Here is an 18,587-nt window from a genome sequence, read left to right as displayed (position 1 = left end):
TAAACCAGCCACAATTAACCAAGACGACGACCTTGCAACCGCCTCGTGTAGAGAAACGCGGCGTTGTGCTTGAACGCTTGACCTCTTCCCCCAACTGCCTTAGTTTCGGCGCCCCATTGGGGCAGCTGCCGATTTTTCGCTGCTTTCGCGTCATTCAAAAGGATTTGGTCATGAGTCGCGCTCAACGCGTTCTGTTGTTCGCCTGCCTGTTCCCTTCGTTCGTTTTTTCCGCGCCGACCGCTGAGCGGGCCGAGCTGATGGCGGTCTATCGTCAGGCTGTTTCGCATAACTCCGATCTGGCGGCAGCCCGTGCCGATTACGCTGCGCAACAGGAATTGGTGCCGCAGGCACGGGCCAATCTATTACCCGTGATCAGCACGGGGGCTACGTTTGAAGCCACTCGCCTGTCGCGTGATGAGCCAGCGCTTGAACGGGGGCGCAGCGGCAATACGATCCAGGCCAACCTGAAACAACCCTTGGTCAACGCTGCATTCTGGTATGAATTCAAGGCTGCCAAGGCTAGCACTGTACAAGCGGCCCTGGAGTTGTCGGCCAAGGAGCAAGCGCTCATTCTGCAAACGGCGCAGGCCTATTTTGAAACGCTGCGCGCCACGGACGAGCTGGCGGCATCGGAGGCTGAGGAGACCGCGCTCAAGCAGCAAATGGATCAGGCGCAAGCACGTTTGAAGGGTGGACTGTCGAGCATCACGGATGTCCTGGATGCCGAGTCTGCTTTCGATAATGCCCAAGCCAATCGCCAACTGGCGCAGCGCAAGGTTGAAGACGCTTTCGAGCAACTGGTGCATTTGACCAATCAGCAATACACCAGTATCGAGGGTATGCAACATCAATTGCCGGTGTTGGCGCCGATTCCCAATGATACGAAGTCGTGGGTAGAAGGTGCTGTCGAGCAGAACCTGATGCTGTTGGCGAGCAACTATGCTGTCGAGGCTGCTGAAGAACGCTTGCGTCAGCGTCAATCCGGGCATGCGCCAACGGTCGATGCGGTGGCTTCCTATCGCAAGGGCGATAACGACAGTTTTGGCTACAGCAACCCGACTGATTTTGGTCGCGATGGTTACCGTGGAAACGTCGCCCAGAGCAGTATCGCTGTTGAAGTGACCGTCCCGCTCTACAGCGGGGGGCGCGTCAGCTCCCAGGCCCATGAGGCTTATCAGCGGTTGACGCAAAGCGAGGAGTTGAGGGAAAGCCAGCGCCGGGAAGTGGTCCTGGATACCCGTAACTATTTGCGCGCCGTCAACTCCGACATCCAGCAGATAAAAGCCCGGCGGCAGACGATCCTGTCGAGCCAGAAATCCTTGAAAGCGTCCAAGGTCGGCGTGGATATCGGGACCCGCAACACCGTCGACGTGCTCAATGCCCAACGTCAACTTTTCAAGTCCGTGCGTGACTATAACGACGCGCGTTACGACTACATTCTCAATAATCTGCGTTTGAAACAGGCTGCCGGCACGCTGAGTGCCGACGACCTGCAACAGCTTGCCGAGTACCTGAAGGCAGACTACCAGCCGCAGCGCGATTTTCTTCCCCCTGAACTGATGTAAGGCTCTGGCACAGGCGTTAGAAGTCGGTTCCTGGTCGACAGAGACCGGAAAATCGAATAATGTTGTTTTGATATCGTTCTTGACTCGGGCCTTGGCGCCAAGCGGAACACCGTGCCCCACCCAAGGAAGTCATGGGGGCTCGCTAATGAATTTTCCGCATGGAAGCGTTTATGCAAGAACAAGGTACTTCTCCAGGGCCATCGGCGGCGCTGGACACGGGGCTGGCCTGTCTGGCCATGTTGGCGCGTTTTCACAACGTTGCCGTTTCCACGGAACAGCTTACCCACGAATACGTGGCTGAAGGGCAGTTGTTCGGCAAAGCCGAAATACTGCTGGCCACGCGTCAGCTTGACCTCAAGGCCAAGGCTATCCGCACCTCATTCGAACGGCTCGGGCAAACGCCTTTGCCCGCGATTGCCTGTGCCAGTGACGGCGGTTTTTTCATCATTGCCCGTATGGACCAGGAAAAAATCCTGATCCATGACCCCAGGTCCCAGCGCCCCGAGATGATCAGCGCCGAACAGCTTCAGGCGCGCTGGGGCGGTGAGTTGATTCTCATACGGTCCCAGTCGTCGTTGGCAGGGGAACTGTCCAAGTTCGATTTCACCTGGTTTATCCCGGCCATCGTCAAATATCGAAAGCTGCTGGGTGAAGTACTGCTGGTTTCTTTCGTCCTGCAAATATTCTCGTTATTGACCCCACTTTTCTTCCAGGTCGTCATGGACAAGGTGCTGGTGCACCACGGGCTGACCACACTGGATGTGATCGCCATTGGCCTGCTGGGCATCATGTTGTTCGAGACAGTCTTGAGTGGGCTGCGCAGCTATGTGTTCGCCCACACGGCCAGTCGCATCGATGTTGAATTGGGTTCCCGGTTATTCCGGCACCTGGTGACGCTTCCTCTCTCGTATTTCCAGGCACGACGGGTCGGCGACTCCGTCGCTCGGGTTCGTGAGCTCGAGAACATTCGCAGCTTTCTCACTGGCAACACCATTACGTTGGTACTGGATGTCCTGTTTTCGGTGGTGTTCATCGCCGTGATGTTTTTCTACAGCGGCTGGTTGACGCTGGTGGTACTGCTGTCACTGCCGTTGTATGTCGTGGTTTCCCTGTTGATTACGCCGGTGCTGCGCGCCCGCTTGAACGAAAGCTTCGCCCGTGGCGCCGAGAACCAGGCCTTTCTGGTGGAGACGGTCAACGGCATCGACACATTGAAATCCATGGCGGTCGAACCCCAGATCACCCGCAAATGGGACAACCAGCTGGCGGCCTACGTCAGTGCGGGTTTCAAGACCCAGACCTTGTCCACGATCGCCAATGAAAGTGTGTCGTTGATCGGCAAATTGGTCACTGTCGCCACATTGTGGCTCGGCGCCCGGCTGGTGATTGACGGGCAATTGTCGGTGGGCCAATTGATTGCCTTCAACATGCTCGCGGGCCGGGTCGCGCAACCGATCATGCGCCTGGCCCAACTGTGGACCAATTTCCAGCAGACCGGCGTTTCGGTTCAGCGCCTGGGAGACATTCTCAACACCCGGACCGAGATGTCCCAAGCGACCCGTAGTGCGCTACCCGCCTTGAAGGGGCGGATCGAATTCGACCAGGTGCATTTCCGTTATCGCCCCGATGGCTCCGAGGTGCTGCGCAGCGTAAGCCTGGAAATAGGCGCCGGAGAGGTGATCGGCATCGTCGGACGTTCCGGCTCCGGCAAAAGCACGCTGACCCGCCTGTTGCAGCGCCTCTTCGTCCCGGAGCGCGGCCGCGTGCTGGTGGATGGCATGGACCTGGCACTGGCCGACGTTTCTTCACTGCGCCGGCAGATCGGCGTGGTGTTGCAGGACAACATGCTGTTCGCCCGCAGCATCCGCGAGAACATCGCCTTGACCGATCCCGGGGCGCCCCTGGAGGCGGTCATGCAGGCGGCGAAAATGGCCGGCGCACACGATTTCATCCTTGAGTTGCCCGAAGGCTACGACACGGTGGTCGGTGAACACGGCGCTTCGTTGTCTGGCGGCCAGCGTCAGCGCGTGGCGATCGCCCGAGCCTTGATCGGCAATCCGCGAATCCTGATTTTCGATGAAGCGACCAGTGCACTGGACTACGAGTCGGAGCGGATCATCCAGCAGAACATGCAGGCCATTTGTAAAGGTCGAACGGTGATCATCATCGCCCACCGGCTTTCGGCGGTGCGCGATGCCAACCGGATTGTCGTCATGGATCGCGGACAGATCGTCGAACAGGGCACCCACCACGAGCTCCTGGCCCATCAAGCGGGACACTATTCTCGCTTGCACCGTTTGCAACAAGGATAGTTGGCATGAGCGAACCCTCAGCAACACGTGCGTTGTTGCGCCGCTATCGGACTGCCTGGCGCCATGCATGGCGCCATCGCAAACAGTTGGACACGCCGAATCGGCTTGCCCACGAGGTCCAGTTCCTGCCGGCCGCGCTCGCCTTGCAGGATCAACCGGCTCACCCGGCGCCACGCTACATCCAATGGACCATCATGGGCTTCGCCGCGCTGGCGCTTTTGTGGGCCTGCGTCGGTGAAATCGAAGTGGTCGCCACGGCGCGCGGCAAGGTCGTGGCAAGCGGCAAGAGCAAGACCATCCAACCGAGCGAAGTGGCGGTGGTGAAAGCCATCCGGGTCTACGATGGGCAATGGGTCAAGGCCGGGGATGTGCTGGTGGAGTTGGACACCAGTGCGACCAGCGCCGACGTCAATCGCTTCAAGAGTGACTTGCTGGCGGCCGAGGTCGATAGCGCCAGGGCCACGGCGTTGCTTGAAGCGATTCAAAGTGGCAAGGAACCCGGCTCCCTTGCCACTTACCTGCTTCAGGCCGATCCGCCCCAAGTGATGGCCGCACAACGCTGGCTTCAGGGGCAATACCTGGAACTGCGCAGCTCCCTGGATCAGGTCGATGCGGAAGTCGAGCAGCGCACGGCGGAAATCCAATCGGCCAAGGCGATGGTGGCCTCGCTGCAACAGACGCTGCCGATTACCCGTCGCCTGGCCCAAGACTATCGTGAGCTGCTCGATCAGCAATACGTGCCACGCCACGCCTACCTTGAAAAACAGCAGGCCCTGCTGGACCAGGAGCGGGACATGGCCGTGCAGCAAGCGCGGGTGATCGAACTCAATGCCAGCCGCAAGGAAGCCGAGCGCCGGCGCCAGGGCATCCTCGCCCAGACCCGCCGGGCAATGCTCGATTTGCAGCAGCAATCGGAACAGAAAGCGGCTGCACTGGCACAAGAACTCAAGAAGGCCGAACAACGCGACCACCTGATGAGCCTGACCGCGCCGGTGGATGGCACGGTACAGCAACTGGCAATTCATACCGTGGGCGGTGTGGTGACGGCGGCCCAGCCGCTGATGGTGGTCGTGCCTAATGACCAGCCGATGGAGGTCGAGGCCATGCTGGAGAACAAGGACGTTGGTTTTGTCCGGAAGGGGCAACTGGCTACGGTGAAAGTCGAGACATTTACCTTTACCAAGTACGGGACGGTCGAGGGGGAAATTGTCAGCGTTTCCAACGATGCGATTGAAGACGGGAAGCGTGGGTTGATCTACAGCAGCCGCATTAGTTTGTTGCAGGACTCCATTCTGGTACACGGGAAAAAAGTGCCGTTGTCCCCCGGGATGTCGGTGACGGTGGAAGTGAAGACGGATCGCCGGAAGGTGATTGATTATTTCCTGAGTCCGTTGCAGCAGTATGCGGGTGAGAGTTTGCGGGAACGCTGAGTTCTTTAGAAATTGAGCCGTGGCGACAAGCATGGAAGAGGGAGTGAGTGTCAATGGCGGAATTGAAAGTTTTTCTTTACGGTTTGTACGACATATTTTTGTTTCCGTGCATGGTGATCACTGCTCTTGTGATGATGCGTTTGAATCGTAAGTATGCAGATGACATTCTTGTCTGGGGGGTAAGCCTGCTGACGACACTTTATTGTTATATTGTTTATATTTATGAGGGGGCTCGAAGCTGGAATTATCTTGTTGTAGTCATTATTGACCTTTTGGCTTTCTCTCAAATCGGCTGGCTGAGTTTCTTGTTGATGCTGTTAAGTAAGATGACTGGCTTTATGGGGCTGAGGGCGGCAGGTGTTTGGATTTCAATTGTGTCTTTGGTTTTTCATGGGTTGTATTTGTTGTTAGCCTTGCTTTTGCAACCCTTGGTTAGGTAGTTGGAGCTGGCGGCGGAAGTGAAGTTGGGTCGCAGCGAGGTGGCTGGTTGTTTTCTGAGTCAGTTGAAATAATATGCAGATAAAAGTTTGCGGGAGATAGTGCTGCCCAAAAATTTGCATTTATTTGTGTGGTATTGAGTTGTGTCTATCTAATGCGAGCGCGCTAGGGGACGGGTGATGGGTGAATTGAAAATACTTTTCAGTGGGCTGGATGGCGGTATGGTTTATCTTGGTTTGCTGTTGGCGAGCTTGGTTGCCGTAAAGTTAAAGTTCGCGAACGCAGCCTCACTGTTTATATGGTGCTGTAGCGTTCCGCTTACTATTTTTTGCTATATCGTTTGGCTTTATGCCAGTGGGGGCTATAAGTGGAGTCCGGCAATGCTTCTTATAGAGGCGCTAGCGCTTGCGCAGCTCGGTTGGCTGGGGGGAGGATTAGCCTTGGTAGGGGGGCTGATTGAAGCAGATATTTTGAAGAAAGTGGCGTTGTGGATTTCCATAGGGTCGGTAATTTGTCATGGCCTGTTTTTAGCGTCGATTTATGTTTTTGGATATGGCTCTTCATAAATGGTTTTTCGGTTGTTGCAGGATTAATGGGGGTAACCCTTTGCTACGCTGTGAATCTCATTAGGTGACGTTTGTGAGGAAGTGTTTATGCTTGTTAAGGCTTTGTCAGTAATAAGGAAAATTCTTGTTGTATCTGTTTGTGTTTTTTTTGCGGGATGTTCGAATAAGGTTCTGATAGTCAAACCGATCGACGTCTCCCGCGCAGGTCAAATAGCCAACGCACAGTTTACGGTTGACCAGGCGGGAGGATACAGAGTTGCTTTGTTGTTCGTCTGGAGCAAAAACATATCCGAAAGAGAGGCGCAGGGAAAGCTGTGGGGTGGCGGATTGTACAGAGAGGTAGGGGTGCCGATACCGATCGGTTTGCGCGTTCTGAGGAATGGCAAGCTGTTTTTTGAAGAGCGGATAATGACGGAGGGTGTTAATTCTGGTCAGGCCTTTGAGTATGAAGGGGATCATAAGTCCGCGCAGGTTAGGGACATCAAATATCTGACTCTTGCCCCTGGCGAGTACTCGGTTGAGATTGTGACTCTGAATGAAATCGAAGCGCTTAAGGGTACTGAAAGTTATGTAGAGTTTTCTTATTATGATCCGAAAATTTAATTCTTTGAGCTGGTGAGTGAAGGGATTCACGAATGGAAAAAAATTATAGTGTTACATATAAAGTCGCAGGGGTTGGTGCGGATTATATTTATCAGCAAGACAAAAGTTCCCATAAGGCGGGAGACCTGCACGACTCCCCCGGTGGGCATATGTGGTACAGCGTCAGTGATGGAGTGGCGAAGCAGAGTTACGGTTTTGCTTCAAGGCTTGATGAGATGTTTGGGCCAGGACAAGTAACAAACGAAGATGATGGTGGCTATCAGGAAACAATTTATGAGGTCACCTTAAAGTTGACCGAGGCGCAATACAACGCGCTGATGACGTTTTCTAATGGGCCCGATAGTGGCGGCTTCGATGCATCGACATACGATCTGTTAAAAAACAGTTGTGTGGATTTTGTATATGCTTCACTGAAGACTATTGGTTATAACGAAAGCGGATTCGAGGGAGACCTTTTTCCAGGTAATAATCCGGATAATCTGAAGGCACTTCTTCATGGCTTCGGCGCACAAATTATCCGTGACGATCTGACGCGCCACGGCGCTTATTATGACGATGGCGAGAGCTGCCTGTGGCTCGATCCTACTGACCGTGTCAATGCTGCCCCAGTAAAAAACGAATTTGCCCTGAATACCGACCTCGTTTCAGGTATTAAATACAAGGATTCGATCGACCACGACGCAGCGGCCCAACAAGTTAGCAATGGTCTGATCAGCAGCGGTGGCGGCTGGAACCTGAGCTCCGATCCCAATAAGCTCAACCTGAATCAATACCAAGGTAACTGGATCAACAATACCTTTACCGCCGCGGCTACCCAGATATTGGCTGATGGTTATCGCCCCGGCAACGTCAATACCGTCAAGGAAGTTTTCGATTTCAGCCTGCGCAATTCCAGCCAAGGCCTTTCCTATGGCAGTACCTTGGGAGCCTTGCTGAACTCAGGTGATGCGCGGGCGCGGGTGACACTGCCTACCGACCCACTGGTATTGGATCTCAACGGCGATGGTGTACGCCTAACCAACTATCTGACATCCCCTGTGTTCTTCGATGCCGACAATGATGGCGGCAGCCTTGAAGAAACCGGTTGGGTCAGCCCCGAGGATGGCGTCGTAGTTGTTGACGCCAATGCCAACGGCAGAATCGATAATATCAGCGAGACACTTTCGGAATACTTCGGCGGGACAGCAGGCGCCGATGGCGAAGCCGGGCAAAAGCGTTTCGCTAATGGTTTTGCCGCCCTGGCCAGCCTGGATAGCAATGCCGATGGCGTATTCGATAGGCAGGATGCCTCTTGGTCGAGCGTCAAGGTCTGGGTAGACTCGAATCACGATGGTAAGAGCTGGAACGACCTCAACGGCAACGGCGCGATTGATGCCGGTGAAGCCAGTGAACTCAAATCATTCTCGGACCTGGGAATTACCCAGATCAACCTGAACAATCAAGTACAAAGTGGCGAGGTACGTGACGGCAACGAAGTCTTGGCACGTGGCACTTTCGTGCAGAACGGTACAAGCAAGGAAGCCATTGCCGCCAATTTCCTGGCCAACCCCAACGGCCATGTCTTCACCGCAAGTGGAGCGGGCACCGTGGTCTCGACCCAAGGCTCGGGAGAAGTCTCGGCCGTGAAAGGGTATGTTTCGTCGTCGACCACAGGCGAAACTATCGATGTCGCTCAGAAGGGCGTCAACAACGCCACCGGCGGATCGGGCGATGATGTGTTGCTGGGGGATGCCCAGACCAACTGGCTCGCTGGCGGCCAAGGCAGCGATACCTTCAACGGCGGTGCAGGTGACGATGTTCTGCTGATCGATGGGGACGACCTATCCGCGAATATTCACGGTGGAGAAGGCACCGATATCGTACAGGTGCTCGGCGATAAAGGCGTCTATCTGAACCTGGCCGAGGCAAGCGTGGAAGTTGCCCAAGGTGGACGCGGCAATGACATATTCATTGGTAGTGGGAACAGTACGGTCTACATGCGAGGTGGGGACGGCGACGATGTATTGGTCGGCGGATCCGCCAACGATGCGTTGTCAGGTGAAAATGGCAACGACACCGTTCTGGGCGGGGCAGGCAACGACGTGCTGCGCGGTCACCGTGGCAATGACCAGCTTCAGGGTGGTTCCGGCAATGATCTGATCGACGGCGGCCAGGATGACGACAACCTGAGTGGTGGCGTCGGCGATGACGTCCTTATCGGCGGGGCCGGCGACGATCACATCGATGGTGGTAGCGGTCTGGACGTTGTCGAATTGTCAGGTGACTTCGCAGATTACCGCATTACCCGAACCGCCGATGGCGTCTGGATCAGCGATACCGTGGCGGGCCGCGATGGTACCGACTTCCTGCAGAACGTCGAGAAAGCCAACTTCAAGAACCTGAAGCTGGTGGAGATCCCGACCGCGACCAGCGCGGGCATGGAGAATGCGCTGCTGGTCAAGGATGTCCTGAGCAAGGATAAAAGCGGTGTCGAGTTCGAGCGCACCAGCGCGCACTTGATCGGCAAGGAACAACTGCTGCAGAACGACATCGATTGGCAGCATGACGCGCTGCACATCACCGGCTTGTTCGATGTGGTGGGCGGAACCGCCGTCGTGACCCAGGCCGGTGACGTGCTGTTCACGCCGGACGCGACCTTCACCGGCATCATGGGCTTCAAGTACACCGTCGCCGATGCCAAGGGTAACGAGGCCAGTACGATCATCAACATGGGCACTGGCGAAAGCGCGACGATGCGTGCCGCTGTCTATCTGAAGACATCGGACCTGCCCGACGATCCGCTGGTGACTGATCAGTGGTACCTGTCCCAGGCGAACATCCTGCCGGTCTGGAAAGACTACACCGGCAAAGGTGTCAGGATCGCCGAGATCGAGACCAACAGTCCGTTCGGCACGACCAAGGAAATCCTCGATTACCGCCACGCCGACCTGAAGGACAACATCGACCAGAACTGGCTGGCCAATGCCACGCCGGGACAGATGGCGGGCGAGGGCAGCGGTGGCAAGTTCAGCGATCACGCGACCCTCGTCGCCGGGGTGATGGTCGCCGCCCGCAATGGCGAGGGCAGTGTCGGTGTCGCCTACGACGCCACGGTGGCCGGGTATTGGGTCAATAAAGACGATTTCAGCAACATGTCCCACATGTATGAATACGATGTGGTGAACCACAGCTGGGGCAGCAACAATCACTTCGACCTGAAGTTCAGCCCCGCCGAGCTGGGGACATTGCCGACGGCCTATTACCAGGCCATCGACGAAGGCCGCAACGGGTTGGGGACAGTGATCGTCACTGCGGGCGGCAACGATCGGGAGAAGGGCGGTAACACCAACTACTCGAACGTCTCCAATACCCGCAGTAGCATCGTGGTTGGCGCGATCAACGCCACCACCGACCTGGGGGCGTTGCAGTTGGGCGGGAAACCGTTCTCCAGCCCTGGCGCCAGCATCCTGGTCAGCGCGCCGGGCTCGAACGTCACGTCGACCTCACGTTTGGTGCAGAACGACAACGGGTCCACGTTCGGCGGCGACACCAGCGTTTCCCAAGGCACCAGTTTCGCAGCCCCTATTGTCTCCGGCATCGTGGCCTTGATGCTGGAAGCCAACCCGGAGCTGGGTTATCGCGATGTGCAGCAGATCCTGGCGATTTCGGCCCGCAAGGTGAACGACCCCACGACCTCGTGGCAGACCAACGGTAGCCAGAACTGGAACGGCGGCGGCATGCACGTCAGCCACGACTACGGTTATGGTGAAGTCGATGCCCGGGCCGCCGTGCGTTTGGCGGAAACCTGGAACACCCAGCAGACGTTGGGTAATGAGTTACGACTGACGACCCCACTGGAATCCGGCGCGCTCAACCGCGCGATCACCGACGGGCAGGGCGCCGGCATCAGCCATTCGCTGACGATGGGAGCGGTCGACATTTTGGCCGAGCATGTCGAGGTCAAGGTCAACCTGAGCCATGCGCGGCCAGGGGACCTGATTCTCAAGTTGATCTCGCCGTCGGGCACTGAATCCATCCTGATGAATCGTCCGGGCAAAGCCCCGGGCAGCGCGGCGACGGATCGTGGGAATGCCGATTTTGACGGTCAGAACACCTTGAACTATGTCTTTGGCACGGCCCTGCTGCGTGGCGAAGCGGTGCAAGGGAACTGGACGCTGCAAGTGATCGACAGCGTGACCGGCGATACCGGGACGCTCAACAGCTGGAGCCTGAACGTCTACGGCAAGGGCGATACGATTGACGACCAGTATGTGTACACCAACGAGTACGCCCAACTGGCCGCTTCGGGCGGGCGCAATGCGCTTAACGACACCGACGGTGGTCAGGACACGATCAACGCGGCGGCGATCTCCAGTGCCAGTGTGATCGATTTGTCTAAAGGCGAGGCCACCCTGGCCGGCGCTCGCTTGGCGATCACCAATGCCGCGCAGATCGAGCACCTGATCGGGGGTGAATTCGCCGACACGTTGATCGGCAACGCCGCGGACAACCATCTCTCAGGTGGCCGCGGTGATGATGTGCTGTCTGGGGGTGCTGGGGTCGATACGCTCATCGGCGGCAAGGGCAATGACACCTTTACTGGCGGCGCCGACACGGATTATTTCGTGATCGACAAGGCCGCGGGCGACATCGACACCGTCACTGATTTTGTGATCGGTACTGACCGAATCGTTCTGTCCGGCTTTGATGACGAGGTCTATACGGCGGCGACCATTACCCAGCAAGGCGCCGATACTCGGTTGAGCCTGGCGGATGGGCAAGTCCTGCTACTCAAGAACGTTCAGTCCGAAGGCCTGACGCTAAAGAACTTCGTTCACATCCCGGAAGGTGTGCGCCTGAGTCAGTTGGAGCAGGCGTCTGGCTACGGTTTCGGGCTCAGCGGTGCCAATACCGAGCGCAATCTGCCGGACGTGACCGGTAGCTTCCTGTATTGGGCTCACGATGGTGGCGAGCGCGTATTTGGCGGCACCGGTGCCGATACGATCATGGGTGGCCAGGGTGACGATGTATTGGTTGGCGAGTCCTCGACGGCTTCGACCGTGGGCGGCAATGACGTTATCAGCGGAGGCGAAGGCTACGATGTCATCCGTGGTGGCGCTGGCGATGATGTATTGCGTGGCGATGTCGGACTGGATTACCTGGGGGGGGACGCCGGCAACGATGTCCTCTACCTCGAAGGTGACCAGGCTATCGAGGACCATGCCTACACCACCGTGCTGTCACCGAACATCAACCTGAGTGGCGCTGCGACGCACACCGGTGCCTCCGTCGCGGGCGGTGCCGGTAATGATCGTTTTGTGCTGGTCGAAGACCTGCTGGCCAGCGCCTCGCAGGGGATCATGGGCAACCTGATCGATGACTTCGAAGTCGCCAATGCCAACGAGAAGATCGATCTTTCGCAGATTCGCGCGGTACACAGTTTTGCTGACTTGAACTTCAGCAACGTGACCGTCGACGGCGAGGTCTATCTGCGGGTCTGGCTGGGCACGATGGCCAGCGGTACCCAATACCTCACGCTTAAAGGCGTAACTGCCGGCCAGCTCTCGGCAGCCAATTTCATTTTCGGCCAAGCGGTAACACAACCCAAGGTGCTGCTGAGCGGTACCGGCGCGAATGATCTGTTGGTTGGCGATGCCGGAGGCAACACGCTCGACGGGGGTGCAGGCGCCGATGTCCTTGAAGGGCGGATGGGGGACGATACCTACATCGTCGATAACGCGGGGGACGTCATCAAGGAAGTCGTAGGCGGTGGCTATGACGTGGTCAAGTCCAGTGTCAGCCATGTCCTGGCCAGTGAGGTGGAGTCTTTGCAGCTACTGGGCAGTGCCGCCATCAATGGGACCGGTAACGAGCTCTCCAACCGTTTGGTGGGCAATAGCGCAAACAACATTCTCAATGGCGCCGGCGGCTCCGACGTGATGATCGGCGGTCTGGGCGACGATACCTATGGCGTGGATGACGGTTCCGACCGGATCGTCGAATCCGAAGGCGCGGGCACCGATACCGTCAATTCCTCGGTCTCCTTTACGCTGGCCAATCACCTGGAAAACCTGAGCCTGACCGGTAACGCGGCGATCAATGCCACGGGCAACGCGGCCAACAATGTCCTGCGTGGCAACGTTGCCGATAACCGTCTAGACGGGGCCCAAGGCGCAGACCGGATGATCGGTGGGCTGGGCAACGACACCTACTTCGTGGATAACGCCGGTGACGCCGTCGTGGAAGACCTCAACGGCGGCAATGACAAGGTGATTTCCACCCTCGACTACACCTTGGCGGCCAATGTCGAGGCATTGACCTTGTCCGGTCCGGCCTTGAATGCCACTGGTAATGAGCTGAGCAACGAACTGATCGGCAACGAGCGCAATAACCGTTTGTATGGGGCTGCGGGCGATGACTTCCTGCAAGGTGGCAGGGGCGACGACCGCTACGTATTCGGCGTCGGCCAGGGTCAGGATCACATCAGTGAAGACCTGGAAGCGGCTGGCGGCATTGACACCATCGTGTTCGAAGCGGGTATCAAGGAAAGCGATGTCGCTGTCGACCATTCGGCCCGGGGCATGGTGCTGCGCCTGAATGACGGCCAGCAAATCATCTCCGGCTGGACGGCCGCTCGCGGTCATAGCGTCGAGCGTATCGAATTCGCCAACGGGACGGTCTGGAACACTGCGACGCTGTCGACCCAGGCCAATCGGGCGCCCACCGTATCGGCAGCGATTGCTGACCAGAAGGCCACCGAGGACAGCGCTTTTGTCCTGACGCTCGCGTCCAATGCCTTTGTCGATGCGGACACGGGCGATGCGCTCCAACTGAATGCGACCCTTGCCGACGGCAAGCCGTTGCCCGCCTGGTTGAGTTTCGATGCCCAGACTCGCACGTTCAGCGGTACGCCGAATAACGATGCGGTGGGTGATTTGTCGATCCGGGTCACCGCAACCGATAAGGCGGGGTTGTCTGTCAGCGATAGCTTTGAACTCCAGGTCAGCAATACCAACGATGCACCGGTCCTGGTCAAGGCCATTGCCGATCAGTCCGTTGTCGAAGGGGCGCCTTTGACGTTCGCGTTGCCGGCAAGCACCTTCGCCGATGTGGATGTGGCGGATACGCTGAGCATCACCGCGCAATCGGCCGACGGCCAGGCGCTTCCCGGCTGGTTGTCTTATGACGCCGAGAGCCGGACATTCAGCGGTACGCCGGGCAATGCGAACGTTGGCAAACTGGCCATTCGTGTCCAAGCGACCGACAAGGCAGGCGCAACGGTTTCCGATACGTTCGAAATCGACGTGCAGAACGTCAACAACGCGCCAACCGTCAATCTCGGCCTGGCGGATCAGGTGGCGAGCGAAGACGCCCGGTTCAGCTTCACTGTGGCGGCAAGCAGTTTCAGCGACATCGATGCGGGTGATGCCCTGAGCCTGGTTGCGACCACTGCCAGTGGCGGTGCGCTGCCGAGCTGGTTGACCTTCGATGCGCTCACCCGGACGTTCTCGGGTGTGCCGACCAACAACGATGTAGGTTTGCAAGCGATCAAGGTGACGGCCACCGACAAGGCCGGCGCCACCACGTCGGACATTTTCAACCTGACCGTTGCCAACGCCAACGATGCTCCGCAGCTCGTCAATGCGGTCGCCGACCTGAGCATCCAGAGCGGCCAGGCGCTCAGCTACGTGTTGCCGGCCAATGCGTTCGCCGATATCGATGCCGGGGATCGGCTGAACTACAAGGCGACGTTGGCCAACGGTTCGGCGCTACCTGCGTGGCTGGTATTCGATGCGGCCACTCGCACATTCAGCGGCACGCCTTCGCAGGCTGGAACCGTCTCGGTCAAGGTTTCAGCCGTGGACCTGTCTGCTGCCGTGGCCAGTGACGTGTTCGATATCGTGGTCAATGCCCAAGCCGTCACCAACGGCACCGCGGCTGCCGATAGCCTCAACGGCGATGCCTCGGGTAACGTCATCAACGGGCTGGGCGGTGATGACTCGATTTACGGTCGGGAAGGTAACGATGTGCTGAACGGCGGTGATGGCGCCGACTGGATCTCCGGTGGGGACGGCAACGATACCTTGGACGGTGGCGCCGGCAATGACAGCCTGCGTGGCGATTTCGGTAATGACACCTATCGGTTCTACCGAGGTATGGGCCAGGACAGCGTCACCGATTTCGACTGGACGGTCAGCAACGTCGACACCATCAAGGTCGCGGCTGATATTGCCCCGGCCGATGTCATCGTCAGCCGGGACCAGACTTACCTCACGCTGGCGATCAAAGGCACGACCGATAAATTGTCGATCACCTTCTTCAGTAATTCGAGTTACATCGTGGAGCGCGTCGAGTTCGCCGATGGAACGGTCTGGGGAGTTGACGCCCTCAAGCAAATGACCAAAGGCGTCGCCAGCAGCGCTGCCGATACGTTGTTTGGCGACATCGGGGCCGATGTACTCGATGGGCTTGAGGGGGATGACAAGGTCTACGGTGAGGCAGGTGACGACCGACTGGAAGGCGGCGCCGGTAACGACTCGCTGGGCGGGGGGGATGGCAATGACATCCTCAAGGGTGGCACGGGTAACGATTATCTGAGTGGCGATAACGGCAATGACCGCCTCGATGGTGGTCTCGGTAACGATCGATTGTCGGGGGGCGCAGGCAACGATACCTATATGTTTTATCGGGGTATGGGCCAGGACACTATCAGCGAGTTCGACTCGATGGCTGGAAACAGCGATACGATCAAGGTCGCCGCGGACATCAATCCCGGCGATGTCATCGTCAAGCGTGAGGGGAGCGATGTTTACCTCGCCATCAAGAACACCACTGACCGGATGACCATCTACAGCTACACCGACGCCAACTATCAGGTTGAACGCGTCGAGTTCGTAGACGGCACCGTCTGGTCCGTCAGCGATCTCAAGCGCCTGTCGGTAGAGGTCGCCACCAATGGCGCCGATACGTTGATCGGTGACGAAGCCAACGATCGGTTGGACGGGCTTGACGGTGATGACAAATTGTCTGGCCTGGCCGGCAACGATGTGCTCAACGGTGGAGCGGGTCGGGATACGCTTGACGGTGGGATGGGGCTGGATACGCTGGACGGTGGGGCGGGCAATGACTCGTTGTACGGCGGTTCCGGCAACGACACCTATCTCTTCCAGCGTGGTGGTGGCCAGGACCTGATTTCCGATCGCGACTGGACCAGGGGCAATCTTGACGTGATCAAGTTGGCCCAAGGGATCAGCCCAGGCGACATCAAGGTTGCTCGCGTGGGCTACAACCTGGAACTGACGATCCTCGGTACCACCGACAAGCTGACCGTCAACGAATGGTTCCTTTCCACGGACTCGCAGGTTGAACAGGTTCAGTTCGCCGACGGCACGCTCTGGGACGCCGCCACCCTGATGACCCTGTCCAAGGGCGTGGCGAGTGAGGGCAATGATGTCCTGCAAGGCGACGACGCCAGCGCCGACCTCATCAATGGGCTGGGCGGGGATGATTCGCTCTACGGACTGTCGGGCAATGACACACTCAATGGCGGCTCCGGCAACGACAAACTGTTTGGTGGCGCGGGCATGGACACGCTCGATGGTGGCACCGGCAACGACTCGCTTTATGGGGATGCCGGTAACGATACCTATCTGTTCTACCGCGGGGTCGGGCAGGATTCGATAAGTGACTATGATTCTTCGGTGGGTAACCTGGATACGATCAAGGTAGGGGCAGGCCTCAAACCTTCCGATATCCAGCTCAGTCGAGACACCAGCAACCTCTTTTTGGGCATTGCAGGAACCACCGACAAGCTGACCGCTTCCAGCTGGTTCTCCAACAGCGCGTATCGGATCGAGCAGATCCAGTTCGACGACGGAACCCTCTGGAATGCCGACACCATCAAGAACATGACCAAGGGCACGGCAACTTCAGGTAGCGATGCACTGTTCGGCGAGGATGCACTGGCTGACTCGTTAAGTGGTCTTGACGGTGATGACAAACTTTACGGGTTGGGCGGTAACGACACGCTGTCAGGTGGCAACGGGGCCGATGAACTGAGCGGTGGCGAAGGCTCCGACACCTTGCTGGGTGGGGCGGGTGATGACCGGTTGTCTGGTGATACAGGCTCCGACACCCTGATAGGTGGAACAGGCAACGATCAGTTGAGTGGGGATCGTGGTAATGATCTTTATCGATTCGAGCGTGGGGATGGTCAGGATGATATTGACGATTTCGACCCGGACGCCAATACCGATGTGCTGCAGTTCGGTGCCGGTATTTCCGCCAATCAACTCTGGTTCAGTAAGGACGGCTGGGACCTGGAAGTAAGTGTCATTGGCACTGCCGATAAAGTGACGATCTCCAAATGGTCGTTCTGGGGGCCGGGTAACTGGGAAAAAGCCCAGAACATCGAGCAGTTCCGTACCGCCGATGGCAAGGTCCTGTTGGACAACCAGGTCGATCAATTGGTTGGCGCCATGGCCGCTTTCGCGCCACCGGCTCCCGGTGAGACTTCACTGCCGCAGAACTACCAGGCCTCGTTGAACGCTGTGATTGCCAGCAACTGGCAATAGTGCTCCAAGCTGCCGCGCCTCAAGGCGCGGCAGTCACATTGGCGGTACGGTTACCCTGATGCTAGACAAAAACGCCCGTCAGGGCGTTTTCTGATTAATACGACCTTTTTTCAACGTGATTAGCCGCTACGCTGATCTCTAATGATAACGGCCGCTCGCGGGTTCTCGACGGCCTATTAAACGGTTGTAAGGGAGGCCCTCCATGGACCGATTCACCGGCGGTTGCCTGTGCGGCAACGTTCGCATCAAAGCCTCGGGGCGCCCGTATCGGGTTGGCCTCTGTCACTGCCTCGATTGTCGCAAGCATCACGGCGCGCTCTTCTACGCTGCCGCTGTGTTTCCACAGGATGCCGTGACGATCGAAGGTGAAACACGGGATTACGCCGGGCGCTTTTTCTGCCCCCGCTGCGGCTCGTCGCTGTTCGCCCGCTCGGGTGAGGAAATAGAAGTGCACCTTGGGACGCTGGACGCCCCCGATCAACTGATGCCCACCTACGAAAGCTGGACCGTGCGCCGTGAGGCCTGGCTGCCGGCGTTTCCGCTCACCCGACACTACGAGCATGATCGCGAGGGGACAGGGCGGGCCGAGGACTGAGGCTCGCCTGCAGTTACGAGTGACTTCAGGCAGGTTCACCTATGCACCACCATTGAACTGCGATTTCGTCGTCCGCTTGAGTCACGTCATGCCCGTGCTCTATGAAGTGCGCCGGGGTGTGTAACGCGAGTGTCTGGCTGAGCAGTTGTGGTTTGAGTGCATTTGTTTCGCCGAGAAACCGCAGGTAATAGTCCCGATCATAGAAGAGGGTGACTTCACTCTGATGCACCCATGGCCACGTCAGCAGGCACGCGACCCGGTAGTAGCCCTGTGAGCGATCAGCTGCATTGGACAGATGGGTTGCCGCTTCGAGCAATTGTTGGATACAGAAGGCCTGGACTTCAATCCGGGCCTGAGGGCCTTCGACCAAGGCCTCATGAACAGGAATCTTCCAGTTTGCATATTTCCTGTCACCAGGCCTTGGGTAAAAGTTGTCTTGAAAACTTGATGCCCAGCGCTCTATGGAACGAAGGCGGCGATGGAGGCCCCTGAGTGGTTTGTCATTGATGCTGATTTGCCGCATTG

At 57.7% G+C, this 18,587-nt stretch carries 10 protein-coding genes; 8 read left to right on the top strand and 2 right to left on the bottom strand.

The window, feature by feature from the left end; genetic code table 11:
- Positions 1-170: 170 nt before the first annotated feature.
- The 6 genes from GFU70_RS17200 (at position 171) to GFU70_RS17175 (ending at position 6,914) form a co-directional block, all read left to right on the top strand.
- A complete protein-coding gene (locus GFU70_RS17200) occupies positions 171-1,565 on the top strand; it encodes a TolC family outer membrane protein (RefSeq protein WP_193034256.1) in 1,395 nt (464 codons plus the stop codon).
- Between the two features lie 170 nt (positions 1,566-1,735).
- Positions 1,736-3,877 (top strand): type I secretion system permease/ATPase, encoded by a 2,142-nt coding sequence (locus GFU70_RS17195; protein ID WP_116643752.1) that lies wholly within the window; start codon positions 1,736-1,738, stop codon positions 3,875-3,877.
- 5 nt (positions 3,878-3,882) lie between these two features.
- On the top strand, positions 3,883-5,307 hold the full coding sequence (locus GFU70_RS17190) for an HlyD family type I secretion periplasmic adaptor subunit (protein ID WP_153388486.1): 1,425 nt from the start codon (positions 3,883-3,885) through the stop codon (positions 5,305-5,307).
- A 53-nt stretch (positions 5,308-5,360) separates the two neighbouring features.
- Positions 5,361-5,747, top strand: coding sequence for a hypothetical protein (locus GFU70_RS17185; protein ID WP_153388485.1), 387 nt, complete (start codon positions 5,361-5,363; stop codon positions 5,745-5,747).
- 177 nt (positions 5,748-5,924) lie between these two features.
- Entirely contained in the window at positions 5,925-6,311 is a 387-nt protein-coding gene (locus GFU70_RS17180; protein WP_153388484.1) for a hypothetical protein, read from the top strand.
- A gap of 87 nt (positions 6,312-6,398) precedes the next feature.
- Entirely contained in the window at positions 6,399-6,914 is a 516-nt protein-coding gene (locus GFU70_RS17175) for a DUF5625 family protein (protein WP_116641912.1), read from the top strand.
- 644 nt (positions 6,915-7,558) lie between these two features.
- On the opposite strand, the gene GFU70_RS17170 is transcribed toward GFU70_RS17175, so the two are convergent.
- The gene (locus GFU70_RS17170; protein WP_193034255.1) at positions 7,559-7,813 is read right to left on the bottom strand and encodes a hypothetical protein; all 255 of its coding nucleotides are present in this window, start codon (positions 7,811-7,813) and stop codon (positions 7,559-7,561) included.
- Between the two features lie 21 nt (positions 7,814-7,834).
- Between GFU70_RS17170 and GFU70_RS28910 the strand changes: the two genes are divergently transcribed.
- Positions 7,835-17,467 carry a putative Ig domain-containing protein gene (locus tag GFU70_RS28910; protein ID WP_193034254.1) on the top strand — a complete coding sequence of 3,211 codons (9,633 nt, stop codon included), beginning with the start codon at positions 7,835-7,837 and terminating at the stop codon, positions 17,465-17,467.
- Positions 17,468-17,669: 202 nt separating this feature from the next.
- Positions 17,670-18,062 carry a GFA family protein gene (locus tag GFU70_RS17160; RefSeq protein WP_153388483.1) on the top strand — a complete coding sequence of 131 codons (393 nt, stop codon included), beginning with the start codon at positions 17,670-17,672 and terminating at the stop codon, positions 18,060-18,062.
- Positions 18,063-18,087: 25 nt separating this feature from the next.
- On the opposite strand, the gene GFU70_RS17155 is transcribed toward GFU70_RS17160, so the two are convergent.
- Positions 18,088-18,585, bottom strand: coding sequence for a DUF3916 domain-containing protein (locus tag GFU70_RS17155; RefSeq protein WP_024617415.1), 498 nt, complete (start codon positions 18,583-18,585; stop codon positions 18,088-18,090).
- Positions 18,586-18,587: the final 2 nt, after the last annotated feature.

The organism is Pseudomonas brassicacearum, assembly GCF_009601685.2.
GTDB classification, from domain to species: Bacteria; Pseudomonadota; Gammaproteobacteria; order Pseudomonadales; family Pseudomonadaceae; genus Aquipseudomonas; species Aquipseudomonas kilonensis_B.
This window is presented reverse-complemented; position numbering and strand designations above follow the sequence as displayed.